Origin of the sequence: Azospirillum brasilense, from assembly GCF_001315015.1 — a bacterium.
GTDB classification, from domain to species: domain Bacteria; phylum Pseudomonadota; class Alphaproteobacteria; order Azospirillales; family Azospirillaceae; genus Azospirillum; species Azospirillum brasilense.
In genome coordinates, this window is sequence record NZ_CP012915.1 from 888,528 (window position 1) to 912,211 (window position 23,684).

Sequence of the window (23,684 nt, forward strand, 5' to 3'; positions counted from 1 at the left end):
CGGCCGTTCACAGCCCTCTCCCCACGGGGAGAGGGTGTCCCGAAGGGGCGGATAGTTGGCAAACGGAAGCGTCCGGCAAAAGCGCCCCTCACACTCGCCCCCTGTCCCCGGAGGGAGACGGAATGCGATTGCGCCACGCCGTCTCCGAACCGCCGCTTGCATCGGCGGGAACGGACGTTCACACTCCCCAGCACCGTACCAGAGTTGAGCGCCCGAACCCGCCTTGTCCGACCGCGATTCCCCCTTTCTCGACTCCAGCACGCCGGCCCTTCCGGGTCTGCGTCCGGTGCCCTTCCTTCAGGGATCGCTGTTCGGCGAAGCCGACGCCATGGGCTATGGCCGCGGCGAAGTCTATGACGAGATGGTCACCGGGCAGGGCCGTCTGCGCCCGCACTGGCAGACTTTCATGGGCACGCTGGGCCCCCTCGACCCGGAGCTGATGGCCGAGCGGTGGGAGGAGGCGAGGCGCCTGCTCCACCAGAACGGCGTCACCTACAACATCTACGGCGATCCCAAGGGGATGGAGCGGCCCTGGCCGCTCGACATGGTGCCGCTGCTGATCCCCTCCCACGAGTGGAAAGCGGTCGAATCGGGTCTGATCCAGCGCGCCACGCTGCTGAACGCGGTGCTGGCCGACATCTACGGGCCGCAGACCCTGACGCGCAGCGGGCGGCTGTCCCCGGCGGTGATCCACGCCGATCCCGGATTCCGCCGCGCCGTGCACGGCATTCCGGTGCCCAACGACATCCACCTGCATTTCTATGCGGCAGACCTCGCCCGCGCGCCCGACGGGCGCTGGTGGGTGCTGTCCGACCGCACCCAGGCGCCGAGCGGCAGCGGCTACGCGCTGGAGAACCGGGCGGTGCTGGCGAAGGTCCTGCCGGACAGCTTCCGCCATTGCCAGGTGGAGCATCTGTCGCCCTTCTTCGACGCGTACAAGGAAACGCTGCTGTCGCTGAGCCCGCGCCGCGACCAGCCGCGGATCGTCCTTCTGACGCCCGGCCCCTACAACGAAACCTATTTCGAGCACGTCTATCTGGCCCGCTACCTCGGCATCACGCTGGTGGAGGGGGCCGACCTGACCGTGCGCGACCGTCAGGTTTATCTGAAGACCCTGTCGGGGCTGGAGCCGGTGGACGTCATTCTGCGCCGCCTGGACGCCGACTTCGCCGACCCGCTGGAGCTGCGCGCCGACAGTTCGCTGGGCGTGGCGGGGCTGATCGAGGCGGTGCGCGCCGGCAATGTGGTTGTGGCGAACGCGCTCGGCTCCGGCTTCATGGAATCCATGGCGGTCAAGCCGTCGCTGCCCATGCTGTGCCGCCATCTGCTGGGCGAGGAGTTGAAGATGCCCGGCGTCGCCGTCTGGTGGTGCGGCAACGACGACGAGCGCGCCTACGTCATCGAGCATCTGGACGGGCTGGTGGTGAAGCCGGCCTTCCCGTCCCTGTCCTTCGAGCCGATCTTCGGCGCCGACCTGTCGTCGGCGGACCGCGCCGCGCTGGTCGAACGCATCAAGGCCCGCCCCTGGTGCTACGTCGCGCAGGAGCGTCTGGCCCTGTCCACCGCGCCGGTCTGGCAGGGTGGGCGGCTGCAGCCGCGCCCGCTGGTGCTGCGCGTCTTCCTCTGCGCCCGCCCGGACGGCAGCTACACCGTCATGCCCGGCGGTCTGACCCGCGTGTCCACCGAATCCGGCAAGCTGGTCGTCTCCATGCAGCGGGGCGGCGGCAGCAAGGACACCTGGATCCTCTCTGGGCGCCGTGCCGAGGCCACGCCGGCGATGCCGCGCTCCCAGCCGGTGCAGGAACCGCAGCCGGCGCCCAAGGCCGCCTCCGCCGACCTGCCCAGCCGGGTGGCCGACAGCCTCTACTGGCTGGGCCGCTACGCGGAGCGGTCGGAGGGCACGGTGCGCCTGCTGCGCTCCACCCACTCCCGCCTGACCGACGGCAACGTGCCGGGCGCGTCGCTGCAGCTCCGCCCACTGCTCCATCTGATGGCCTGGGAGGGCATGATCCCCTGGGACCTGACGCGGGTCACGGCTCTTGGTGGCGGACGGGCGTTGCGGGCGGCGCTCTACAGCTCCGTCGTCGATCCGGACCATCCCAACAGCCTGCGCGCCCAGGTGCAGCGGGTGCACCGCACCGCCTATTCGGTGCGCGACCGCCTGTCGCTCGACATGTGGCGGGTGGTCACGATGCTGGAGCGGCAGAGCCAGCCGCCGGCGCACAAGCTCGACGCCGCCGCCATGTTGCTGCGGCTGGACGACCTGATGACCAGCCTCGCCGCCATCGCCGGGCTGGAGCAGGAAAGCATGACGCGCGGCCAGGGCTGGCGCTTCCTCGACATCGGGCGGCGCATGGAGCGGGCGCTCCACATCATTTCGGTGATGCGCGGCATTCAGGTCCATGCGCTCGACCGCCAGGACGAGCCGGTTCAGGTGGCGACGCTGAGCGTTCTGCTGGAACTGGGGGAGAGCGTGATGACCTACCGGTCCCGCTATCTGACCAGCGTGCGGCGGCGCCCGGTGCTGGAGTTGCTGCTGGCTGACGACACGAACCCGCGCGCCCTGGATTTCCAACTGGCGGCGCTGGAACGGCATGTTGCCGCCCTGCCCAGCGGGTCGCAGGCCGTGCCGGGCGACACGGCCGCCTCGGCCCGCTCGATCCTGGGCGCCGCCCGCGCCTCGCTGCGCGCGCCAGAGGCTCTGGACTCGGGCGCGGCCCTACACACGCTGCTGGACTCGCTCGCCCTGTCGCTGCCTGAGATTTCCAACCTTCTGACCCACGCCTATTTCAGCCATGCCTTTGCCCGACCGGCCTGACCTCTCCCCGACCGTGGCCGGCGCGGCCCCCGCTGACGATCCCTCCGGCGATGGATTCGGCGTCCGCTTCCGCGTGCGCCACACGACCCGCTACGACTACGGCGAGGACGTGTCGGTGTCCCACCATCTGCTGCACCTGACCGCCCGCCCGCACCCGCGCCAGCGCGTTCGCCGCAGCGCGCTGACCATCCTGCCGGGTCCGGCGGTGCAGTCGTCCCACACCGATTATTTCGGCAACACCGTCACCTACGTCGCGATGCAGGAGCCGCACCGGCAACTGGTCGTCACGGCGGAGAGCGAAGTCGAGGTCGGCCCCCCCCCGCCGCTGGACGCTGCGTTCACGCCATCCTGGGAGCAGGTGCGCGATTCGCTGGGCGGCCTGACTGGCCCGGAGGACGGGGCGGAGGTGGTCCAGTACCGCTTCGACAGCACGCTGGTTGCGGCCAGCCCGACGCTGCACGACTACGCCACGCAGTCCTTCACGCCCGGCCGCCCAGCGGCGGAGGCCGCGCTGGACCTGATGCAGCGCATCCACGACGATTTCACCTTCGACCCCGCCGCGACGACGATCGCCACTCCGATGGCCGAGGTCATGCGGCACCGCCGCGGCGTCTGCCAGGACTTCGCCCACATCGTGGTCGGCTGCGTGCGCGCCATGGGTCTGCCCGCCCGCTACGTCTCCGGCTATCTGCGCACCCTGCCCCCGCCGGGCCGCCCGCGTCTGGTCGGCGCCGACGTCAGCCACGCCTGGGCCTCCATCTGGTGCGGCGCCGAGGCCGGCTGGATCGACGTCTGCCCGACCAACGCGCGCCGCGCCGACCAGGACTTCATCACCATCGCCTGGGGCCGCGACTACGACGACGTCAGCCCCGCCCGCGGCGTCCTGATGGGCGCCGCGGGCCACACGCTCTCCGTCAGCGTCGATGTCGAGCCGCTGGAGGACAACGGGACGCCCTGATCCGGGCGCCCCGTTCTCCTTTTCACCGTCCGTCTCAAATCCACGACCGGCGATCACTCTGCCGGCTGAGGGTGCGCGCCCGTCGGGTGGCTGGCGGAGCCGTCCACGGCCGGGAAGGGCTTCTTCTTGGCAATGTAGCTGTAGACCGTCGGCACCACGAACAGCGTCAGGAAGGTGCCCAGCAGCATGCCGCCGACGATCACCGCGCCGATGGCCTGCCGGCTCTCCGCTCCCGCCCCATGGGCGTTGGCAAGCGGCACGGCGCCCAGGACCATGGCGCCCGTGGTCATCAGGATCGGGCGCAGGCGCAGCACGGCGGCCTCCTCCACCGCCTTGCGGATGTCCACGCCCTCACGCTGGAGCTGGTTGGCGAACTCCACGATCAGGATGCCGTGCTTGGTGATGAGGCCGACGAGGGTCACCAAGCCGATCTGGCTGTAGACGTTCATCGTCCCGCCCGTGAGGTGCAGGGCGGCCAGCGCGCCGGTCATCGACAGCGGCACTGTCAGCATGATGACAAAGGGGTCGATGAAGCTTTCGAATTGCGCCGCCAGCACCAGATAGATGAAGGCCAGCGCCAGGATGAAGACGAAGTACAGGCCCGTCGCCGACTCCCGGAATTCGCGGCTCTGCCCCGCATAGTCGGTCTGGGCGGTGGCCGGCAGCACGCGGTTCGCAGCATCCTGGAGATAGCCCAGCGCCTCGCCCAGCGAGGTGCCCGGCGCCAGCGTGGCGGTGATGGTGACGGAGCGCAGCTTGTTGAAGTGGTTCAGCTCCTTGGGCGCCACCCGCTCCTCGATGTGGACAAGGTTGGCGAGCGAGATCATCGCCCCAGTGCTGGTGGCGACCCCGGCCTCCGCCGCCATGGTCGGCGTGCCGCGGACGTAGATGGAGGCGATGTCGTCCGGGTTGCGGCGGTCGACGTCGCCGACCTGGACCACCACGTCGTACTGCTTGCCCTCCTTCTTGAAGCGGGTGACCTGCCGCCCGCCGAGCAGGGTTTCCAGCGTGCGGCCCACCGTCTCCACGTCCACGCCGAGGTCGGCGGCCTTGTCGCGGTCGATGGTGATGCGCAGTTCCGGCTTGTTCAGCTTCAGGTCGGTGTCGAGGTTGGTCAGGCCGGGGAACTTCCGTGCCTCCGCCATCAGCCCGTCGACCATCTTCTGAAGCTCGTCGTAGGGCAGCGAGCTTTGGATGACGAAGTTGACCGGCTTGTCCACCGGGCTCTGGCCCAGCGAAGGCGGGTTGGTGACGAAGGCGAGGATGCCGGGAATGCCGAACATCTTGGGGAAGAGCTGGGCGGTGATCGCCTGCTGCTTCACGTCGCGCTGGTCCCAGTCGATCAGCCGGACGAAGGAGATGCCCTGGTTGACCACCGGGAAGCCGACCACGACGAAGAACTTCTCGACGATGGGGATCTGGCGGAACAGGTCCTCCATGCGCTTGGCGTAGCTTTCCGTGTAGTCGAGCGTCGAGCCCTCCGGCGCGATGGCGATGCCGACGATGGTGCCGCGGTCCTCGACCGGCGCCAGTTCCGACTTCAGCCCGGTGAACAGCGTGTAGCTGAGCCCCGCCACCACCGCGCCGACCAGCAGCACCAGCGGACGCGCCTTCAGCGACACGCGGAGGATGGACCGGTAGCCGTTGGTCAGCCCGTTCAGCAGCCGCTCGATGGCGTTGTAGAGCGCGTTGTGCTTGGTCTGGTGCTTCAGCAGCTTGGAGCACATCATCGGCGACAGGGTCAGGGCGACGAAGCCCGACACGATCACCGCCCCCGCCAGCGTCAGGGCGAACTCGGAGAAGAGGCGGCCGGTGCGCCCGGTCATGAAGCCGATGGGCGCGTAGACCGCCGCCAGCGTGATGGTCATCGCGATGACCGCGAATCCGATCTCCTTCGACCCCTGCAAGGCCGCCTGGAAGGGAGGAACGCCCTCCTCGATGTGGCGGTAGATGTTCTCCAGCATCACGATGGCGTCGTCCACGACGAGGCCGATGGCCAGCACCATGGACAGCAGCGTCAGCGTGTTGACCGAGAAGCCGAAGGCGTACATCAGCGCGAAGCCGCCGATCAGCGACACCGGGATGGTCACCAGCGGCACCAGCGTGGCGCGGAAGCTGCGCAGGAACACGAAGATGACCAGCACGACCAGGACGATGGCCTCGAAGATCGTGCTGAACACCGCGTCGATGGACTTGGCGATGAAGACGGAGCTGTCGTAGCCGACATCCACCCCCATGCCGTCGGGCAAGGCGGCGCGGATCTTCGGCAGCGCCTCGTTCACCGCCTTGGACACGTCCAGCGGGTTGGCGGTGGACTGCTTGACCACGCCGATGGCGACGGCGCCGCGCCCGTTGAAGCGGGCGCTGACCCGCTCGTCCCGCGCGCCCAGCTCGGCCCGGCCCACATCCTTCAACCGGACAAGATAGCCGCCGTCGTCACGCAGGATGATGCGGTCGAACTCCTCCGGCGTGCGCAGGTCGGTTTCGGAGACGACGGTGAACTCCCGCGCCTTGCTCTCCACGCGGCCCGCCGGAATCTCGACGTTCTGCTTGCGCAGCGCGTTCTCCACGTCCTGCGGGGTGACCCGGTAGGCGGCCATGCGCTGCGGGTCGAGCCACAGACGCATGGCGAAGCGCCGCTCGCCGAAAATGCGCACCTGGGCGACGCCGGGCAGATTCTGCAGCCGGTCCTTGACGTAGCGATCGGCGAAGTCCGTCACGTCCAGCGGCGAATGGCGGTCGGAGGAGAAGGCCAGATAGATGATCGGCTGCGCGTCGGCCTCCACCTTCGCGATGACCGGCTCGTCGATCTCGTTGGGAAGCTGGGCGCGCACGCGGCCGACGCGGTCGCGCACATCGCTGGCCGCCGTGTCGACGTTGCGGTCCAGCCGGAAGCGCAGGGTGATCTGGCTCTTTTCGGCGCGGCTGATCGAGGACATCACGTCGATGCCCTCGATGCCCGACAGCGAGTCCTCCAGGATCTGGGTGACCTGGCTTTCGATGATCTCGGCCGACGCGCCCTTGTAGGTGGTTTCCACCGTGACGACGGGCTCGTCGATCTTCGGGTATTCGCGCACCGACAGGCGCTGGTACGACACGATGCCGATCAGCATGAGCGCGAGGCTCATGACCGTCGCCAGGACGGGCCGGCGGATGGAGATGTCGGAGAGGACCATCGGCTCAGCTCCCCGCCGGCTTGTTGTTCACGACCACGACCGGGGCGCCGTCGCGGATCTTCAACTGGCCGGCGGTCACCACCACGTCACCGGGCTGCAGGCCGGCGGTGATCTCAACCTCGGCGTTGCGGCGTTCGCCCAGCGTGACGGTGGTCTGCACCGCCTTGCCATCCACCACCTTGAAGACGAACTGGCGGTTGCCGAAGGCGCTGACCGACTGCTCGGGCACCAGAACGGCGTTGGGGGTCTGGTCCAGCGTTAGGGCCACCCGGGCGAACAGGCCGGGGCGCAGCGCGCCGTCCTTGTTGGGGACGCGGGCGCGGATCACCACGGCGCGGCCGTTTACGTCGACCAGCGGGTCGATGGCGTAGACCGTGCCGTCGAAGGTCCGCCCACCGAAGGAGTCCACGGCGACCTTCAGGGTCTGGCCGGTGCGGACGGTCGGCAGATACAGCTCCGGCACCCGGAAATCGAGCTTCAGGGTCTCGATGGCCTCCAGGTTCACGATGTCCTTGCCCGCGGCCACCACGTCGCCCACCGAGACCTTGCGCAGGCCCAGCACGCCGTCGAAGGGCGCCGTCAGGGTCAGCTTCTCCAACTGCGCCTTGGCGAGCTGCACCGTCGCCTCGTCGGACTGGAGCTTGGCGAGCGCCTGTTCGCGGTTGCGGGCGGGACCGGTGCGCTGGCGGTACAGTTCCTCGGCGCGGGACAATTCAGCGCGGGAGAAGGCGATGCTTGCCTGCGCCTGGGCCAGCGTGGCGCGGGCGATGGAGTCATCAAGGCGGATCAGCACCGCGCCCTTTTTCACCGCCTGCCCTTCCAGGAAGGCGATCTCGGAGACCTTGCCCGCCACCTCGGGCCGGATGACCACCGATTCGCTGGACAGCAGCGAACCGACCGCGGTGACTTGGCGCGACACGGTGCCGACCTTGACCGGCAGTGCCTCCACCGGCATCGGCGGCGTGCTACCCGGCGGCCCGCCCGCCGCCGGAGCGCCAGACGACGCGCCTCCGGGAGATGGAACCTTGCCGGCGAGCAGCGTGTTGATGGTTCCGCCCTGCTTGACGAAGTACCAATAGGCGCCGCCGCCGAGAGCGACCAGAACCAGAAGGGCGACGATGCGAAGCGTGTGGCGCATGGATACGGAACCCGCACAGGCCCGCCGGCCCGCCGGGCGGGCGCGCGGGGCGTTTCGTGTCAACCGGGCCGCTGTGAGGGGCGGGCGGTAAACTGAACTATATCGTTCAGTTCAGTTCCGGAGTCGAGACGGTTGCAAGGGTTCAGGCGCGCGGCGGCGGCGGATCGGCTTGCACAACCCGGCCCTTTTCCATTTCCAGCCGTTCCCCATCGGAAAGAATCACCGTCAGATCAGCGGGTTGACCAGGGCCAACCGCGGTGCAGCCACCGCGCGGACGAACAGCCCCACCATCAAGACAAAGTCCGGGAGCGCAGCAGGGCGCTTCACCCGCCGGTAGAACCGCACGAATCCGATCTCCTTCAATGCGAAGATCGGCAACCAAGACGCCATCCGCGCCGGGTGGCGGAGTGCCCTCGCCGAGGTCCGGGGATTCGATGCGGGCGCGCTTCAACCAGAACTTCCCGGACGCCAGCAATCGTGCGAGCAGGCAGGCGGAGGTGGACGCGCTCATTCCCCGATCCGATGCAGTGGCGGCAAGACGGTCGTTCGGCCGATGACTCAGCCTGTCACGGAAGCGTAAAGGAAGTTTTGCTCCGGTTGGACTCTTGAACGCGTCCGGGAAATCGGCGATGTGACAATCCTTGGTCCTCCGACCCTCGCGTTCCAAGGGGTGCCCGATGCTGATCGCCCAGATGTCCGACCTGCATGTGACGGCCCCCGGCACCGCCCCGACCACCGCTTACGACACGAACACCCGCCTCGCCGCCGCGGTCGCCCATCTGAACGCGCTGGTGCCGCGCCCTGACCTCGTCCTCATCACCGGCGACCTCGTCAACGGACCGAAGCCCGGCGAGTACGAGGCGCTGTCCGCCCTGCTGGAACCGCTCGCCATTCCTTTCCGCGTGCTGCCGGGCAATCACGACGACCGCACGGAACTGCGCCGGACTTTCGCCGGCACCGGCTGGATGCCCATGGAGGGTCCCTTCCTCCAGCACGCGGTGGAGGAATTCCCGGTCCGCATCCTGATGCTCGATTCGGTCATCCCCGGTTCGGCGGTGGGCGGCCTGTGCGCCGACCGGCTGTCCTGGCTGGCCGAGCGTCTGGCCGAGCAGCCGGAGCGGCCGACCGTGCTGGCGCTCCACCATCCGCCTTTCGACACCGGGTTGGCCTTCCTGGACACGTTGCGCTGCCTGGAGGGTGCGGAGGAGTTGGGACGGCTGGTGCGGAGCCGTCCCAACGTCCGCGCCGTCCTGTGCGGCCACACCCACCGCCAGACCGCGGTCGCCTGGAACGGGGCGCACGGCTACGTCGCCCCGTCCGTGGCCTACCAGATCGCGCTGGATCTGGCGCCGGAACCGCCTTACCGCTGGACGGAGGAGCCGTCCGCGCTCGCTCTTCATCAATTCCGGCCGAATGGCACAGTGGTGACGCATCTGAGCGTGATCGGCGACTATCCCGGCAGAGAGTTTTCCCGCAAGGCCAGGAACTCCTGAAAACTGGCGCAACGTCCGGCGGCCTGCGCGGCCATGTAGGCGGCGTTCAGGGCGCGCTTGGCGCCCAGGGCGGCGGCGAAGCGGTGGCGCAGCGCGGCGTCAGCGATCCGCAGGCCGTCGGCGGCCAAGCGGTCGAGAACATGGCGGTAGCAAAGGTCCGCCCGCGTGCCGCTGTCGGCGGAGCAGGTGATCGACCCCTCCCGCTGCCGATATTCGTACAGCGGCTCCAGCACAAGCGGCAGGCGGCCCAGCCGGTCGAGAACCTGGACGTTGAAGACCACGTCGTCGCAGAAATCGACGCCCTCCTCCCAGCCGGGAACGAGGTCGCGGCGGACCACGAAGAACATCGGGACGGAGGTTTCCAGAAAGGTCGCCGCGTCCAGCGTGGCGGTCCCGGAAGTGGACGGAAACAGGGTGGAGAGTGGCGAGCCGTCACCGTCGCGCACCACCACCACATTGTCCGCCGCCGCCCCGTGCGCCGCCGCCAGCGGGGCCAGCCGTGCCAACCGGTCCGGCTCGAACCGGTCGTCGGCGTCCAGCGGGGCGATCAGAGGCAGACGCGCCCACCGCAACCCGGCATTGCGCGCCGCTGGGGCGCCGGACCCGACGCGGCCGGTTCCAGTGAAGGTCAGGCGCGAGTCGGCGATGCCGGCGGCCGCCAGAACGGCGCCGTAGTCGGCGCCGTCGTCGCTGACCACCACCGCTTCCCAGTGGGAAAAGCTCTGCGCCAGCAGGCTGGACACCGCGCGGGCAATGGTGCCTTGCGCCCGGAAGGCCGGAATGATGACCGAGACGCCGCCCCCGCTGCCCCCTTCCATGCACCGCCCTCCGATTGTGCGAAGGGCAGTGTGCCTCTCCTTCCCGACGGTCGGCAAGCGGCGATCCGCACCGATGCGGCTAGCCTGAGCGCGACTATGACGGCGCCGGGGTGGGATTTGGCGTCGCGGCCCGTTGAACAAGGAACCGATACGGGCTATGTGGAGAAACGAGTGGCGTGGTTCGGTCCCCATCCGACATCCCAGGCCCCCGCAAGCCAAAGCCCCCCGGTAGACACGCCGACCTCAGGGAGTTCAAAAACGATGGCGCAAGACGGATACACCCGCTTCGACGACGAACCCGAGCAGGAGCCGGACGAGAAGTCGAAGGAAAGCGCCCCGCCGCCGTTCGCTGCCGTGCAGTCGAACCTGTTCAAGGCGCGCACGGTGCTGATCTTCGGGCAGATCGACATGAAGCTGGCGCAGGCCGTCTCGGCCCAGCTGCTGGCTCTGGCCCACGAGAGCAATGACGACATCACGGTCGTGGTGAACTCCCCCGGCGGCCACGTCGAGGCGGGCGACACCATTCACGACATGATCCGCTTCGTGAAGCCGCGCGTGAAGATGCTGGGCACCGGCTGGGTCGCCAGCGCCGGTTGCCATATCTTCCTGGCCGCGAAGAAGGAAGACCGCTACTGCCTGCCGAACACCCGCTTCCTGATCCACCAGCCGCTGGGCGGCACCGGTGGCCGGGCGACGGACATCGCCATCGAGGCGAAGGAAATCATCCGCATGCGTGAGCGGCTGAACCGCATCATCGCGCGCGAAACCGGCCAGCCGGTGGAGAAGGTTTCCAAGGACACCGACCGGAACTACTGGATGATGGCGGACGAAGCCCGCGAGTACGGCATCGTCACCCATGTCATCGACACCTTCGACGAGCTGAAGTAAGCGGTCCTCCGGAACGCATGAAGCCCCTCTCGAGCGAGAGGGGCTTTTTTTATGACCGCGGCCTGGTTTGAGCGATCAAGCCCGTCGAATCAGCCGTTTAGACGACGATGTTCAGATTCTGCCCGCGCGTGGCCGTGACGTTTCCACCAGCCGAGGCCCCGTCCGAACCGCCCTGAAGCAACGTGGCGATCGCCTGATCCTGCTGTTGCGCGGTCTGGTTCAGCGTCTTCACGCCGAAGTCCATCTGTCCCTGCGCCTGCCGCAAGCCGACCGCGGCGCCCAGGGTGGAGGAGGAAATATCGAGAGCCATCGGAAAGAGCCTTCAAAGGGGGAACCGGCGGCCGAAGCCGACCGTCCGCGCCGTATCGGTCAGATGACCACGTTGACGGAGCCGGCCCCCGCCGAGGGAGCGGCCACCGCGTGGGCCACCATCGGGGTCGAAGCTACCACCGGTGAGGTGTGCGCGGAAGTCCCCTGTGACGTGCCGGAGCGGCCCCCGCCGCTCCCGGACTGGCCCGAGGCCCAGCGATGCACGGGCGAGCCGTTGGCGGAGGTCCCACTTTGGCTGGTGCCGTTCGGCTGGTCCTGCCCGTCCGAACCGCCCACCAGCAGTTCCAGTGACGCCTTGCCACTCTTCCGGTCCTTCTGCGCTTCACGGTATTGCCGCAGCGCCGCCTCGGTCGGGATCTGGTCGAGGGTCGCTCCGTCCTCCGGGCTGCGGAACAGCAGCACCAAGCGCGACGCATCGGCGTCATAGCGGTAGGCGGTCTTCGTGTAGCGCCCGGCAAGCGGTTCGGACTGTCCGGTGACGGGGTCCTTCACGGGCGGAGTCCCGGTGTCGGCCCCGGTTTCAACAGCCTCGCTGTTGCGGGCCGTCATGAAGGCCAACGGCCTTGCAGCCGTTGCGGTGGCGATGGCCACGTTCATGACATTACACCGATGATTGGACAATCCAGCTCATATATTGCAGCCGCACTCGTGCATTGTAAAGGGTTCGTTCACCTTTTTTCCGGCTATGCCAAAGGACGAAATCCCACAGGCTGTTTCCGGCACCAAAGCTTCGCATTCCAGGACCAGCGAAGCCGCCGCTCACCCTTTTCACAGCCGTGGGGCTTGCGGAGGGGCGGCGGTGTGCTTAAGCCTGTATGCATGGCTACGATCGCGGAAGCGCTGACGCTTGCCCTGGACCACCATCTGGCCGGCCGGCTGGCCGAGGCCCAGCAGCTCTACAACCGCATCCTGGATGTGGACCCGGATCAGCCGGACGCCCTGCATTTCCTTGGCGTCCTGGCCGGTCAGGTGGGGGAGCAGGCGCTTGGCCTGCAACTCATCGCCCGCGCCATCGCCCAGCGACCCGAAGCGGCGGACATGCACGCCAACAGCGGCAACATCCGCCGCTCCTCGGGACAACCGGAGGCGGCGGTGGAGGATTACCGGCGCGCTGTCGCCCTCCAGCCCGATTTCGCGGAAGCCTGGACCGACATGGCGAACGCCCTGCGCGGCCTGGGCCGCTCCCCTGGCGCCATCGCCGCTCTGGAGCGCGCCGTCACCTCCACCCCCACCCTCGCCATCGCCGTGGAACGCTTGGGCGCGCTGCGGCACGAGGAGGGGCGCCTGCTGGTTGAGCAGGGGCGCGGCACCGAGGCCCTCCGCCCGCTGGCCCGGGCCGCAGAATTGCTTCCGCTGGAGGCCGACGTCGCCTTTCTCTACGGCAACGCCTTGTTCGCCATGGGACTGCGGGAGGATTCCACCCTCGCCTACCGCAACGCCCTGGCCATCACGCCGGATTTTCCGTCTGCCGCCTTCAATCTGGGGATCGCGCTGGGGGTCGTGGACCAGTTGGAGGACTCCGCCCGCGCGCTGGAGCAGGCCGCCCGTCTGGATCCCCGCCATCTCGACGCCATCGACCGGCTCGTCATCGCCCTAGCCCTGCTCGGCCGGGACGACGAGGCCGCCGTCTGGGGGGAGCGTGCACTGGACCTCAAGGACCGCACGGCCATGGACACGGCCCCCGCCCTGCCCCCGTTGACCGCCCGGCCACGCGGGGCCGAGCAGCGGCGGCGCAACGTCATCGCCTTCAGCCTGTGGGGCGGCCAGCCCACCAGCGCCCAACCCGTCGGCACTCATGACCCGGCGGAGATTGTGCGGCAGACCGTGGCGCTGTACGCAGGCTGGAGCTGCCGGGTTTATCACGACGGCACCCTTGCCGCCGACCGGTTAAGCGAACTGGCCGCGGCGGGGGCGGACCTCGTGGCGGTGGCCGCCGACGCGCCGACCGGCGGACCCTATTGGCGCCTGACCGCCGCCGACGATCCCACGGTGGCGCGTTTCCTCTGCCGCGATTGGGACGCGCTGCCGTCTGCCGATGGGAAGGCCGCCGTGGATGACTGGATCGCCTCCGGCCGGCCCTTCCACGTCCTGCGCGACGGGGTGCTGCACACGGAGGTGATGTCGGGCGGCCATTGGGGCGGTGTTGCGGGGCTGCTGCCCGACCTGCTGCCGCTGGCCGAGCGCCACGGCGCCGCCGAGGCGGACCGGGCGCAGGACCACCGCTTCCTGCGCCGCATCGTCTGGCCAATGATCCGCGACCACGCCTTGGTCCACGACCGCGCCCACCCCCGGCACGGCCTGCCCTTCCCCACGCCGTGAGCGGCTACAGAACCTGCTTCGGCAGGGACAGCAGCTCCTTGCGGATCTGGCCCATGCTGGGGCGGTTGTCCGGCCCAAAAGCGATGGGGCGGCACAGATGCATCGCGGTCAGCCCGACCCGCGCAGTCAGCAGACCGTTGATCACCCCCTGCCCCATACGGGTGGAGATGGCCGCGGCGATGGAGCCGCCCAGCGCCTCGACGGCGACATGGTGGGCGCTTTCCGCCACCCCGGCGACGGCGAGGTTGGCAAGCATCCGCCGCAGCAGCCGCATCGACCCGACATAGCCGGGCCGCGCACCGTAGAGCGCCGCGATCTCCCGCACCAGCTTCAGGTTGCGCCACAGAACCACCGCGAGGTCGACGACCGCCGCCGGGCTGAGCGCCGTCGCCACCGCCGTGTCGCGGGACGCCCGCAGGACGGTCTGGTAGGCGCGGCGGTCCAGCGGTCCCATCACCTCGCGGTCGAGCAGGCGCAGGATCTCCGCGTCGTCGTGGGCGTCCGTCACATGGTCGCGCACCCGCTCCAGCGAGGGCGCCAGATCGGCGCGACCGTCATAGAGGCGGGTCAGCGACCCGGCAAAGCGCTCGGCGTGGCCCGGTTCCCCGGCCTTGGTCACGATCTCCGTGGACAGGCGCCCGGCCTCGCCGCGCAGTTCCTCGATCTTGCGCAGGCGGCGCAGCGCGCGCAGTTCGCGCAGCAGCATCCCCAGCGCCGCCCCGCCGGCCACCGTCACGGCGGCGGCCACCAGCACGCCCAGCGCGGCGCTGGTGGCAAAGGCGCGGTTGAACAGGTCCCAGGTGTCGAAGCCCAGCGCAATCAGCACCAGCGCGGCCACCGACCCGGCCAGCCAGCGGCCGAGCCGGTTGCGCGGCCGGTCCTCCGCCAGCAGCGCGGGAAGGCGCTCCGCCGCGGACCCGGACAGGGGGCCGGCCAGGGGACCGGCGATGATCGCCTCTTCCTCCGCCGCCGGGACGGCGGCGGCGCGGGTGGGGTCCAGCTCCATCGGCGGGACCCATTGGCGGTCGCGCGTGCGCTCGCTCATTCCAGATAATCCCCCAGCAGGAACTGCATGGCCTGATCCAAACGGATGTGTGGCAGGCCGCGCGCCTCGCGGGCGAGATCGGCGGGCGGCTGGAAGGCCATGAAGTTGTAGGGCCGCTCCTGCCCCGGCGGGAAGTCGGCGTCCTCGGGGATCTCGCCGGGGAACAGCACGGTCGGGCGGTCGCGCCCGAGCGGCACGCCGCGGACGCAACGCAACTGCCGCCCCTCATGCTCGGTCACCACCGTCTCGGTGGATTTCAGCGCGGCGATGGCCATGGTCTCCACCTGCGCCCCTTCGAAGCGGATGCCGGCGCGGGCGTCGGACACCAGCCGGTCCAGCAGATGGCGTAGGCTGTTGTGCTGGTGCGAGGCGACATGGTCGGCCTTGGTCGCGGCGAACAGCACGCGGTCGATCTTCCGGCCCAGCAGCCAGTCCAGCCAACTGCTGGACCCGTGGCGGAAGGGCTCCAGGCTCAGTTCCAGGGCGCGCTTCATATCCGCCATGCCCGCCGGGCCGGAGTTCAGCGCCCCCAGCACGTCGATCAGGACGATCTGGCGGTCGAGCCGGGCAAAGTGCTCGGCGAAGAAGCGGCGGACCACCTTGGACTTGTACGCCTCGTAGCGATCCTCCATCAGCGCCCACAGGCTGCCGCGGGTGCGCGGACGGTCACCCGGCAGCGGGCAGAAGGTCAGCAGCGGCGCGTTCGCCATGTCGCCCGGCTCGACGAAGCGCCCCGGCTGGATCAGGCTCAGCAGATTGTCGGAACGGCGGCAGGCGTGCAGGTAATCGGTGAACAGCGCCGCGCCGCGCCGCGCCTGCTCCTCCTCCGCCGGGGCCGCCGTGTCGATGGTGGCGAGCCAGCCGCGCCAGGACACCGACAGCTCGTCGCGCGGCGCCCGCCCGGCCAGCTCCAGGGTAAGCGCGCTCCATTCCGCGAAGGACTGGTGGAGCAGCGGCAGGTCGAGCAGCCATTCGCCGGGATAGTCGACGATGTCGAGATTCAGCGTCGCGACCGGCTGCACCGTACGCTTCAGCATGGCGTTCGGGCGGTAGCGCATGGACAGGCGGAGCTGGCTGATGCCGCGCGTCTCGGTCGGCCAATGGGGCGCCGGACCGGCCAGTTCGGCCAGCCGCTGCTCCACCTCGAAACGGGGAACCTGGGCGTCAGGCTGAGGACGCAGGCGCGAGGCCTGGAAGCGGCCGGAAGACACCACGTCAAGGAAGGGAAGCCGCCCAGCCTTCAGCAAATTGTCGACCAGCGAGGTGACGAACACGGTCTTGCCGGCCCGCCGCAGCCCGGTGACGCCGAGACGGACGTCCTGCTCCAGGATGCCGCCGGAAACGAGATCGCCGGCCCGCCCCAACAGGCGCGAGCCGGCGTCGTACAGGTCGTTGAAAATGGGCACGCGCACGGTCAGCCGGTCCGTATTGGGGACGATCGCCCTTCTATATGGGAGACCGTCCGCCCACGCCTATACCCTCACCGGTGCTTTAGGACGCCCCGAAGTCGAGGTTCCATGCCTCGTAACGCTCCGGATCGTTCTCCCAATCCTCGCGCACCTTGACGAACAGCATCAGGTGAACGCGCTGCTCCAGCATCTCTTCCAACTCGGTGCGGGCGGCCTGCCCGAGCGCCTTGATGCGGGTGCCCTGCTTGCCGAGCACGATAGCCTTCTGGCTGTCGCGCTGGACATAGACGACCTGGGAGATCTTGACCGACCCGTTCTCGAACTCCTCCCACTGCTCGGTCTCGACCGTCGCCGCGTAGGGAAGTTCCTGGTGAAGCTGCTGGAACAGCTTCTCGCGGGTAATCTCCGCCGCCAGGAGGCGCATCGGCATGTCGGAGATCTGGTCCTCCGGGTAGTGCCAGGGACCTTCCGGCATGCGGGCGGCCAGGAAGCCACGCAGATGCTCCACGCCGTCGCCGGTCGAGGCGGACAGCATGAAGATGTCGGTGAAGATGCCTTCCTGGTTGAAGCTGTCGGCGAGGCCCAGCAGCTTTTCCCGCGGCACGAGGTCGATCTTGTTCAGGATCAGGATGGCCTTGCGCCCCTGCTCCTTCAAGCGGGTGATGATGCCCTGGGTGTCCTGGTCGATGCCGCGGCGCGACACGTCGAACAGCAGGCCGACCAGATCGGCGTCCTCCGCCCCCTGCCAGGCCGCCGCCACCATGGCGCGGTCAAGACGGCGCTTCGGCTTGAAGATGCCCGGCGTGTCCACGAAGATGATCTGGCTGTCGCCGGCGATGGTGATGCCGAGCACGCGCGTGCGGGTGGTCTGCACCTTGGAGCTGACGATCGACACCTTGGAGCCGACCATCGCGTTCAGCAGGGTCGACTTGCCGGCGTTCGGCGCGCCGACCAGGGCGACGAATCCGCAGCGCGGGTTTTCGGGCACGTAGGCAGCCTCTTCGGCGCCCTCTTCGGCACCAGTGTCGGCACCCTCTTCCACGCTCTCGCTCACGCCCTTGTCCTTATCGTCGAAATCGTCGTCTTCAAACTTGTCGCGGCCGTCAGTCATCGACCTGCACTCCCAATTGGCGCAGCAAGGCGCTGGCCGCTTTCCGTTCGGCGACCCGCTTGGATGGGCCGGTGGCCGTCACCGGCTCCATGCCCTTCAGCCGGACCGCGATGCGGAACACCGGTTCGTGCGCCGGGCCGCTCTGCTCGATCAGTTCATAGGTGGGAAGGGGCCGCTTGTTGCCCTGCGCCCATTCCTGCAACGCCGTCTTGGAATCCAGCGGCGGCGGCTCCGCGCGGTCGATCTGCCCGGCCCAGGCCCTGCGGATGAAGTCCCGCGCCTTGTCCATGCCGCCGTCCAGATAGAGCGCCCCGATCACCGCCTCGCAGGCGTCGGCCAGGATGGTGTTGTTGCTGCGCCCGCCGCCCTGCGCCTCCGACGGGGACAGGCGCAGGTAGCGCCCCAGTTGCAACGCGTCGGCGACACGGCTCAGCGCCTCCCGCCGGACCAGCGAGACATGCCGCTTGGCGAGCGCGCCCTCGCGTTCGTTGGGGAAGCGCTCCAGCAGCCATTCCGCGATGACGAGGCCGAGCACCCGGTCGCCCAGGAATTCCAGACGTTCGTAGGCAAGGCCCGGCCCCTGCTCGGGCCGTCCACCGCGGACGTTGCGCTCCAGCCCCATCAGGCTGGGATGGGTGACCGCGTCGGCCAGCCGTTGCGGGTCGGCGAAGCGGTGGCCGATGGCCGCGGCCAGTTCCGCAAGGTCGGCGGAATCGGCGCTCACGTCCGCATCGGACGCCATGGGGGTCCCCCGTTCTTCAGGGCTCACAATAATCGGTCTCCGCGCCCCGGTGCTGTGCGGGGCTCACTTCACGGCGTTGAACAGGCGGCTGAACCGCAGGTCCGCCGGCCAGCGCCACACCTCGAAGAAGCGCGTCCCGTCCTCCAACGAGAAGAACAGGAATTCGGCGCGCCCGACCAGATTTTCCATCGGGACATACCCCACCTGCGACGGGACGCGGCTGTCCAGCGAGTTGTCGCGGTTGTCGCCCATCATGAACAGGTGGTTCGCCGGCACCTTGAAGGCCGGGGTGTTGTCGAGCGGACCGTTGTCCGATTCCTCGATGATGCGGTGGCTGCGCCCGCCCGGCAGGGTCTCGACATACTGGGCGATCCGGACCTCGCGGCCCAGCGCGTCGCGGGACACATAGTCCTCGATGCGCTCGCGCTTCACCGGCTGACCATTGATGTGCAGCACGCCACCGGTCACCTGGACGGTGTCGCCGGGCAGGCCGATGACGCGCTTGATGTAGTCGGTCTTGTTGTCGCGAGGCAGCTTGAAGACGGCGACGTCGCCGCGCTCCGGCGCGTGGCCCATGATGCGGCCCTCGAACAGCGGCAACCCGAAGCCGACGGTGTACTTGCTGTATCCGTAGGAGAACTTGGACACGAACAGGTAGTCGCCGATCAGCAGCGTCGGGATCATCGAGCCGGACGGGATGTTGAAGGGCTCGAAGGCGAAGGTCCGCACGCCGAAGGCGATGATGACCGCGTAGAAGACCGTCTTCACCGTCTCGGCAAAGCCGCCTGTCTCTTTGGATTTGCCGGTCAAGGCGGTCTCTCTGTTCATGGTCATGCGGGGGGTGCCGTGGAGGTGGTGATGGAGGTGTCGGCCGGTTCGGCGCTGATGATGACGAAGGCCTCCGCCATCGGATATTCGTCGGTCAGCGTCACATGGATGCGCGCCTGCATGCCCGGAGGGGTGATCGCCTGCAGCCGTTCCAGCGCGCCGCCGGTCAGGCGCATGGTCGGCTGGCCGGAGGGCAGGTTCACCACCCCCATGTCGCGCCAGAACACGCCGTCGCGGAAGCCGGTGCCCAGCGCCTTGGAGCAGGCCTCCTTGGCGGCGAAGCGCTTGGCGTAGGTCGCGGCCCGCGCGCTGTGCTTGCCGGCGGCTCCGGCGCGGCGTTCGGACTTGGCGCGCTCCACGTCGGTGAAGATGCGGGCGATGAAGCGGTCGCCGAAACGGTCCAGCGACTGCTCGATCCGTCGGATGTCGATCAGGTCGTTCCCGATGCCCAGGATCATGAGACGCCCCTAGCCGCCGCGCGGGCGTCCTTCATGACGGCGCGCATGCGCTGGAGCGTGTTGCCCAGCCCGACGAAGATCGCCTCGCCGATCAGGAAATGGCCGATGTTCAGCTCCACGATGGTCGGGATGGCGGCGACCGCCCCGACCGTCTCGTAATTCAGCCCGTGGCCGGCGTGGCATTCCAGGCCGATGGCCTCCGCGTGGGCCGCCGCCCGGACGATGCGTTCCAGCTCCGCCGCGCGTTCCGCCCCGGCGGGCGCGTCGCAATAGGCGCCGGTGTGCAGTTCCACCACCGGCGCGCCCAGCGCCTTGGCCGCGTCGAGCTGCGCCGGTTCCGGGTCGATGAACAGCGAGACACGGATGCCCGCGGCGCCGAGGTCGCCGACGGTGCGCTTGAGGTTGTCCATCTGCCCGGCGACGTCCAGCCCGCCTTCGGTGGTGACCTCGGTGCGCTTCTCCGGGACGAGGCAGCAGGCGTGCGGCTTGTGGCGCAGCGCGATGGCGAGCATCTCGTCCGTCGCCGCCATCTCCAGGTTCAGCGGCAGCCGGATCTCCGCCATCAGCCGCTCGATGTCGGAATCGATGATGTGGCGGCGGTCTTCGCGCAGATGGGCGGTGATGCCGTCGGCCCCGGCCTCGGCGGCGAGCTTCGCCGCGCGCACGGGATCGGGGTGACGCCCGCCCCGCGCGTTGCGGACGGTCGCCACATGGTCGATGTTCACGCCGAGGCGCAGAGGGCGGGGCATAGGCTCGAAACTCCGGTGTCGCGCCGGTCCCGCATCCTGCATCCGGCGGGCACCGGTTCTCCCTGCTATATAGCGGTGGCGTCGCGTCGCGTCACGCCGTCATTCGACGACGTGATGCGCGGCGATCCGCGCGGCGAGCGCCTTCAGCTGCTCGATGGGCGGGTCATGGCGCGGCCAGACCAGATCGGCGCCGTCGTTCTCGTAGCGAGGCACGACATGCACGTGAATGTGCGGCACCGTCTGCCATCCCGCCGGCTTGTTCGTCTGGAGAAGCGTGATCCCCTCCGGCGAAAAGGCCGCCTGGACGGCCTGGGCGACCTTGTGGACGGTGCGGAACAGGGCCGCCGCTTCGTCCTCCGTCACATCCAAGATGGTCGGGGCCGGGCGCTTCAGCGCGACCAGCACATGGCCGGGATTGACCTGCCCGGCGTCCATGAAGGCGAAGGTCTCCGCATCCTCGTACACCACGGCGCAGGGCAATTCCCCGGCGATCAGGCGGCTGAAGATGGTCGGGCTGGACATGCTTCCCTCGCTCCTGATGGACACCCTCAGCGTCCCCGCGCCCGCTCCACCGCGTTGATGGCGGGGGTGGCGCGCAGGGCCGCCATGATGTTGGTCAGGTGCTTGGCGTCCTTCACGTCGATGTCGATCAGCAGCTCGAAGAAGTCGGTGTTGCGGCTGGTGATCTTCAGGTTCGTGATGTTGCCGCCGTTCTTGCCGATGACCGTGGACAGCGTGCCGAGCGAGCCCGGCTCGTTGTTGACCACCAGCGAAATGCGCCCGACATGCTCCTCCGGGCTGTCCGGCCCGATGTCCCAGGCGACGTCGATCCAGCGCTCCGGCGACTCGTGAAAGCTTTCGAGCGTTTCGCAGTCGATGGTGTGGATGGTCACGCCCTTGCCGGTGGTCACGATGCCGACGATGCGGTCGCCCGGCAGCGGGTGGCAGCAGCGGGCGTAGTGGACCGCCATGCCGGGGATCAGGCCACGGATCGGCAGCGGCGCGTTGTTGCCCTTCGCCTTCGGCTTGGGCTTCGGCACCGTGATGGAGTTCTTGTCGTCGCCTTCCTTGGGCGTCGCCACATGCGGCTTGTGGCCGGGGAAGACGGCATGGAAGACCTCGCGGCCCGAATGCAGGCCGGAACCGACGCTGGCCAGCAGGTCGTCGGCGCTCGGCTGCTGGAAGATCTTGATGACGCCTTCCAGCGCCTTTTCCGAGAACTCGTAGCCTTCCGACTTGAACTGGCGCTGCAGGATGGCGCGGCCCAGCTCGATGTACTGGGTGCGCTGCTGGGTGCGCAGGAACTTGCGGATGCGCGCCCGCGCCTTGCCGGTGACGACGAAGCGCTCCCAGCCCGGAACCGGGGTCTGGGCCTTGGAGGTGATGATGTCGACCTGATCGCCGTTCTGCAACTGCGTGCGCAGCGGCAGCATCCGACCGTTGATCTTGGCGCCGACGCAGTGGTCGCCGACCTCCGAATGGACCGCGTAGGCGAAGTCCACCGGGGTCGCCCCGCGCGGCAGCGCGATCAGGTCGCCCTTCGGCGTGAAGCAGAAGACCTGATCCTGGAACAGCTCCAGCTTGGTGTGTTCCAGGAACTCCTCGGGCTTCTGGGCGTGCTCCAGGATGTCCAGAAGCTCGCGCAGCCAGCGGTACTCGCGCCCCTGCTGGGTGCGCGGCTCGCCCTGCTTGTAGGCCCAGTGGGCGGCGACGCCGAGTTCGCAAATCTCGTGCATGTCGCTGGTGCGGATCTGCACCTCGATCCGGTTGCGCTCCGGACCGATCACCCCCGTGTGGAGCGATCGATAGCCGTTGGGCTTGGGCGTCGAGATGTAGTCCTTGAAGCGCCCCGGAACAACCGGATAGTGGGCGTGGATGACGCCCAGCGCCTGATAGCATTCCGGCACCGTGTCCACCATGATCCGGAAGGCCATGATGTCGGACAACTGCTCGAAGCTGACATTCTTGCGCTGCAGCTTGCGCCAGATCGAATAAGCGGTCTTTTCGCGCCCGGTGACGCCGGCGTTGGGCAGCCCCTCCTCCGCCAGCGTGCCGCGAAGTTCCTGGATGATCCGCTGGACGCGGTTCTCGCCCTCGGTGCGCAGGCGGGAAAGCTGGGCCAGGATGCTGTCGCGGGCGTCCGGATTCAGCTCCGCGAAGGAGAGATCCTCCAGCTCGTCCTTGACCTGATGCATGCCGATGCGCTCGGCGAGCGGCGCGTAGATCTCGATCGTCTCGCGGGCGATGCGCTTGCGCTTGTCCGGATTCTTCAGATGGAACAGCGTGCGCATGTTGTGCAGGCGGTCGGCCAGCTTGACCAGGAGGACGCGGATGTCCTCCGACATGGCCAGCACCAGCTTACGGAAATTCTCGGCCTGCTTGGCCTGCTCGCTGTGCAGTTCCAGGCGCGACAGCTTGGTCACGCCGTCGACCAGACGGGCGATCTCCTTGCCGAAGTGCTTCTCGATGTCCTCCAGCGTGGCGACCGTGTCTTCGACCGTGTCGTGCAGCAGCGCCGTCGCGATGGTTCCGGCGTCCAGCTTGAGCTGGGTGAGGATGCCGGCGACCTCCAGCGGGTGGAGGAAGTAGGGGTCGCCCGAGGCGCGGGTCTGCGAGCCGTGCGCCTTCATGGAGAAGACGTAGGCGCGGTTGAGCAACTCCTCGTCCGCCGAGGGGTCGTACGCCTTGACGCGTTCGACAAGCTCATATTGCCGGATCATGCCACCCGACCCGGCGCAGCGTGCGCCATGAAGTTTCGCAAACGATTGGTTGGTCGACGGAAAGGGGGGCCATCGGCCCCCACAGCCGGTCGCTGTCGGTCAGCGTCAGAGATCCCCGTCCGCATCGCGGCCGACGACATCGTCCTCGGTCTCGCCGAAGGCCGCCGCCGGGTCGCTCTCCATGTCGGACAGCAGGTCGTCGCCTTCGCCGACCTCCTCCGCTTCGCTCATCCCGTCCTCGTCCTCCAGCGACGTGTCGCCGCGGGCGGCCCAGTCGTGCTCGCCGGCCATCAGCTCGACGATCTCCTCTTCGGGCTCGTCCGGCTCGACGTGCTTCTGGTGGCCCTTGATCAGGGCGTTCTTCAGATGCTCCAGCATCACCGTCTCATCGGCGATCTCACGCAGGGCAACGACGGGGTTCTTGTCGTTGTCGCGGTCGATCGACAGCGGAGCGCCGGACGCGATTTCACGCGCGCGCTGGGCCGCCATCATGACCAGTTCAAACCGGTTCGGAACCTTGAGGACGCAATCTTCGACGGTAACGCGGGCCATACCAAACCAACTCCGGGATCTGCGAAGGCATCCGAATATATTGATGCGTTCGCGCCTGCGCAAGCGCTTCGAGCCTTATCGGGTCCGCCCGCCGTACCCCGCCCGCGGCGTGACCACGCCCGCGCTCCCCCT

21 protein-coding genes are annotated in these 23,684 nt (G+C 68.6%); 5 read left to right on the forward strand and 16 right to left on the reverse strand.

Annotation, left to right across the window (positions count from 1 at the left end; genetic code table 11):
• Window positions 1-223 precede the first annotated feature (223 nt).
• Together AMK58_RS17785 and AMK58_RS17790 are read left to right on the forward strand one after the other, a co-directional pair.
• The gene (locus tag AMK58_RS17785) at window positions 224-2,818 is read left to right on the forward strand and encodes a circularly permuted type 2 ATP-grasp protein (protein WP_236778219.1); all 2,595 of its coding nucleotides are present in this window, start codon (window positions 224-226) and stop codon (window positions 2,816-2,818) included.
• The gene (locus AMK58_RS17790; protein ID WP_236778220.1) at window positions 2,796-3,776 is read left to right on the forward strand and encodes a transglutaminase family protein; all 981 of its coding nucleotides are present in this window, start codon (window positions 2,796-2,798) and stop codon (window positions 3,774-3,776) included. Before AMK58_RS17785 ends, AMK58_RS17790 begins: the two co-directional genes overlap by 23 nt.
• A gap of 53 nt (window positions 3,777-3,829) precedes the next feature.
• Here AMK58_RS17790 and AMK58_RS17795 read toward each other — a convergent pair whose 3' ends face one another.
• The 3 genes from AMK58_RS17795 to AMK58_RS30930 form a co-directional block, all read right to left on the reverse strand.
• A complete protein-coding gene (locus AMK58_RS17795; RefSeq protein ID WP_035679239.1) occupies window positions 3,830-6,952 on the reverse strand; it encodes an efflux RND transporter permease subunit in 3,123 nt (1,040 codons plus the stop codon).
• A gap of 4 nt (window positions 6,953-6,956) precedes the next feature.
• On the reverse strand, window positions 6,957-8,090 hold the full coding sequence (locus AMK58_RS17800) for an efflux RND transporter periplasmic adaptor subunit (RefSeq protein WP_035679236.1): 1,134 nt from the start codon (window positions 8,088-8,090) through the stop codon (window positions 6,957-6,959).
• A 225-nt stretch (window positions 8,091-8,315) separates the two neighbouring features.
• Window positions 8,316-8,468 carry a hypothetical protein gene (locus AMK58_RS30930; RefSeq protein ID WP_167555920.1) on the reverse strand — a complete coding sequence of 51 codons (153 nt, stop codon included), beginning with the start codon at window positions 8,466-8,468 and terminating at the stop codon, window positions 8,316-8,318.
• 299 nt (window positions 8,469-8,767) lie between these two features.
• Here AMK58_RS30930 and AMK58_RS17805 point away from each other — a divergent pair, with 299 nt between their 5' ends.
• Window positions 8,768-9,583 (forward strand): phosphodiesterase, encoded by an 816-nt coding sequence (locus AMK58_RS17805; protein WP_035679234.1) that lies wholly within the window; start codon window positions 8,768-8,770, stop codon window positions 9,581-9,583.
• Here the strand turns inward: AMK58_RS17805 and AMK58_RS17810 are convergent.
• Window positions 9,541-10,401 carry a glycosyltransferase family 2 protein gene (locus AMK58_RS17810; protein WP_035679233.1) on the reverse strand — a complete coding sequence of 287 codons (861 nt, stop codon included), beginning with the start codon at window positions 10,399-10,401 and terminating at the stop codon, window positions 9,541-9,543. The two genes, AMK58_RS17805 and AMK58_RS17810, sit on opposite strands and share 43 nt — an antisense overlap.
• 261 nt (window positions 10,402-10,662) lie before the next feature.
• On the opposite strand from AMK58_RS17810, the gene AMK58_RS17815 reads away from it, so the two are divergent.
• Window positions 10,663-11,289, forward strand: a complete 627-nt coding sequence (locus AMK58_RS17815; protein WP_035679230.1) for an ATP-dependent Clp protease proteolytic subunit — start codon at window positions 10,663-10,665, stop codon at window positions 11,287-11,289.
• Between the two features lie 97 nt (window positions 11,290-11,386).
• On the opposite strand, the gene AMK58_RS30580 is transcribed toward AMK58_RS17815, so the two are convergent.
• Both AMK58_RS30580 and AMK58_RS17825 read right to left on the reverse strand, forming a co-directional pair.
• Window positions 11,387-11,599, reverse strand: a complete 213-nt coding sequence (locus AMK58_RS30580; protein ID WP_035679229.1) for a hypothetical protein — start codon at window positions 11,597-11,599, stop codon at window positions 11,387-11,389.
• 59 nt (window positions 11,600-11,658) lie between these two features.
• On the reverse strand, window positions 11,659-12,216 hold the full coding sequence (locus tag AMK58_RS17825) for a hypothetical protein (RefSeq protein WP_035679227.1): 558 nt from the start codon (window positions 12,214-12,216) through the stop codon (window positions 11,659-11,661).
• 222 nt (window positions 12,217-12,438) lie between these two features.
• Here AMK58_RS17825 and AMK58_RS17830 point away from each other — a divergent pair, with 222 nt between their 5' ends.
• Window positions 12,439-13,938 (forward strand): tetratricopeptide repeat protein, encoded by a 1,500-nt coding sequence (locus AMK58_RS17830; protein ID WP_051140640.1) that lies wholly within the window; start codon window positions 12,439-12,441, stop codon window positions 13,936-13,938.
• A gap of 4 nt (window positions 13,939-13,942) precedes the next feature.
• On the opposite strand, the gene AMK58_RS17835 is transcribed toward AMK58_RS17830, so the two are convergent.
• From AMK58_RS17835 to rpoZ, 10 genes are all read right to left on the reverse strand, one after another.
• The gene (locus tag AMK58_RS17835) at window positions 13,943-14,983 is read right to left on the reverse strand and encodes a YcjF family protein (RefSeq protein WP_059399246.1); all 1,041 of its coding nucleotides are present in this window, start codon (window positions 14,981-14,983) and stop codon (window positions 13,943-13,945) included.
• Window positions 14,980-16,395, reverse strand: coding sequence for a YcjX family GTP-binding protein (locus AMK58_RS17840; protein WP_051140637.1), 1,416 nt, complete (start codon window positions 16,393-16,395; stop codon window positions 14,980-14,982). Before AMK58_RS17840 ends, AMK58_RS17835 begins: the two co-directional genes overlap by 4 nt.
• A gap of 79 nt (window positions 16,396-16,474) precedes the next feature.
• Entirely contained in the window at window positions 16,475-17,503 is a 1,029-nt protein-coding gene (gene era / locus AMK58_RS17845) for a GTPase Era (RefSeq protein ID WP_035679216.1), read from the reverse strand.
• Complete coding sequence (rnc, locus tag AMK58_RS17850) at window positions 17,496-18,245, reverse strand: ribonuclease III (RefSeq protein WP_051140636.1); 750 nt, start codon at window positions 18,243-18,245, stop codon at window positions 17,496-17,498. Before rnc ends, era begins: the two co-directional genes overlap by 8 nt.
• Before the next feature lie 63 nt (window positions 18,246-18,308).
• Window positions 18,309-19,079: a signal peptidase I gene (lepB, locus tag AMK58_RS17855; RefSeq protein ID WP_035679215.1), complete on the reverse strand. Its 771-nt coding sequence runs from the start codon at window positions 19,077-19,079 to the stop codon at window positions 18,309-18,311.
• Window positions 19,076-19,531 (reverse strand): holo-ACP synthase, encoded by a 456-nt coding sequence (gene acpS / locus AMK58_RS17860; RefSeq protein WP_035679213.1) that lies wholly within the window; start codon window positions 19,529-19,531, stop codon window positions 19,076-19,078. Before acpS ends, lepB begins: the two co-directional genes overlap by 4 nt.
• Entirely contained in the window at window positions 19,528-20,280 is a 753-nt protein-coding gene (locus tag AMK58_RS17865; RefSeq protein WP_035679210.1) for a pyridoxine 5'-phosphate synthase, read from the reverse strand. The genes acpS and AMK58_RS17865 overlap by 4 nt, the downstream gene beginning before the upstream one ends.
• A 99-nt stretch (window positions 20,281-20,379) precedes the next feature.
• Entirely contained in the window at window positions 20,380-20,802 is a 423-nt protein-coding gene (locus AMK58_RS17870; protein ID WP_035679207.1) for an HIT family protein, read from the reverse strand.
• A gap of 26 nt (window positions 20,803-20,828) precedes the next feature.
• The gene (locus AMK58_RS17875; protein WP_035679205.1) at window positions 20,829-23,000 is read right to left on the reverse strand and encodes a RelA/SpoT family protein; all 2,172 of its coding nucleotides are present in this window, start codon (window positions 22,998-23,000) and stop codon (window positions 20,829-20,831) included.
• 105 nt (window positions 23,001-23,105) lie between these two features.
• Window positions 23,106-23,552 (reverse strand): DNA-directed RNA polymerase subunit omega, encoded by a 447-nt coding sequence (gene rpoZ, locus AMK58_RS17880; protein WP_035679203.1) that lies wholly within the window; start codon window positions 23,550-23,552, stop codon window positions 23,106-23,108.
• Window positions 23,553-23,684 lie beyond the last annotated feature (132 nt).

What these genes read in the sequence shown, in the direction of transcription:
- AMK58_RS17790 (WP_236778220.1), top strand. Translation starts at nt 2,796, where the DNA reads ATGCCTTTGCCCGACCGGCCTGACCTCTCCCCGACCGTGGCCGGCGCG.
- AMK58_RS17795 (WP_035679239.1), bottom strand. Translation starts at nt 6,952, where the DNA reads ATGGTCCTCTCCGACATCTCCATCCGCCGGCCCGTCCTGGCGACGGTC.
- AMK58_RS17800 (WP_035679236.1), bottom strand. Translation starts at nt 8,090, where the DNA reads ATGCGCCACACGCTTCGCATCGTCGCCCTTCTGGTTCTGGTCGCTCTC.
- AMK58_RS17805 (WP_035679234.1), top strand. Translation starts at nt 8,768, where the DNA reads ATGCTGATCGCCCAGATGTCCGACCTGCATGTGACGGCCCCCGGCACC.
- AMK58_RS17810 (WP_035679233.1), bottom strand. Translation starts at nt 10,401, where the DNA reads ATGGAAGGGGGCAGCGGGGGCGGCGTCTCGGTCATCATTCCGGCCTTC.
- AMK58_RS17815 (WP_035679230.1), top strand. Translation starts at nt 10,663, where the DNA reads ATGGCGCAAGACGGATACACCCGCTTCGACGACGAACCCGAGCAGGAG.
- AMK58_RS30580 (WP_035679229.1), bottom strand. Translation starts at nt 11,599, where the DNA reads ATGGCTCTCGATATTTCCTCCTCCACCCTGGGCGCCGCGGTCGGCTTG.
- AMK58_RS17825 (WP_035679227.1), bottom strand. Translation starts at nt 12,216, where the DNA reads ATGAACGTGGCCATCGCCACCGCAACGGCTGCAAGGCCGTTGGCCTTC.
- AMK58_RS17830 (WP_051140640.1), top strand. Translation starts at nt 12,439, where the DNA reads ATGGCTACGATCGCGGAAGCGCTGACGCTTGCCCTGGACCACCATCTG.
- AMK58_RS17835 (WP_059399246.1), bottom strand. Translation starts at nt 14,983, where the DNA reads ATGAGCGAGCGCACGCGCGACCGCCAATGGGTCCCGCCGATGGAGCTG.
- era (WP_035679216.1), bottom strand. Translation starts at nt 17,503, where the DNA reads ATGACTGACGGCCGCGACAAGTTTGAAGACGACGATTTCGACGATAAG.
- rnc (WP_051140636.1), bottom strand. Translation starts at nt 18,245, where the DNA reads ATGGCGTCCGATGCGGACGTGAGCGCCGATTCCGCCGACCTTGCGGAA.
- lepB (WP_035679215.1), bottom strand. Translation starts at nt 19,079, where the DNA reads ATGACCATGAACAGAGAGACCGCCTTGACCGGCAAATCCAAAGAGACA.
- acpS (WP_035679213.1), bottom strand. Translation starts at nt 19,531, where the DNA reads ATGATCCTGGGCATCGGGAACGACCTGATCGACATCCGACGGATCGAG.
- AMK58_RS17865 (WP_035679210.1), bottom strand. Translation starts at nt 20,280, where the DNA reads ATGCCCCGCCCTCTGCGCCTCGGCGTGAACATCGACCATGTGGCGACC.
- AMK58_RS17870 (WP_035679207.1), bottom strand. Translation starts at nt 20,802, where the DNA reads ATGTCCAGCCCGACCATCTTCAGCCGCCTGATCGCCGGGGAATTGCCC.
- AMK58_RS17875 (WP_035679205.1), bottom strand. Translation starts at nt 23,000, where the DNA reads ATGATCCGGCAATATGAGCTTGTCGAACGCGTCAAGGCGTACGACCCC.
- rpoZ (WP_035679203.1), bottom strand. Translation starts at nt 23,552, where the DNA reads ATGGCCCGCGTTACCGTCGAAGATTGCGTCCTCAAGGTTCCGAACCGG.